At 39.3% G+C, this 257-nt stretch carries 1 protein-coding gene; it reads right to left on the bottom strand.

What is annotated here, in order from left to right:
* Positions 1-233: hypothetical protein (locus tag E1176_RS20845; RefSeq protein ID WP_222933041.1), on the bottom strand; the 233-nt coding region annotated here is incomplete at its 3' end.
* Positions 234-257: the final 24 nt, after the last annotated feature.

Raw genomic sequence — 257 nt, 5'->3', positions numbered from 1 at the left:
TCATCAACAGTGAGAGTTAGAGAAATAAGACCTCGTGGGGTTGCTGTATCCAACAAGTCAAGAAGCTTGTTTATATCTTCCTGTGTAGCATGTTTGATCCAAACGCGATTGAGCAATTTTGCAACCGTGATGGGCTCGTGCGTAGCGTTTATAATATGATTGAAATGACTTTTATCAGGCCTAACCGTAGACCTAAGTATCATTACAGGAATGTCGTTGATGAAGAGGTTCATCTAATTTTCTTAATACTGATAAGG

Origin of the sequence: Fulvivirga aurantia, assembly GCF_009711475.1 — a bacterium.
GTDB lineage: Bacteria > Bacteroidota > Bacteroidia > Cytophagales > Cyclobacteriaceae > Fulvivirga > Fulvivirga aurantia.
This window is presented reverse-complemented; position numbering and strand designations above follow the sequence as displayed.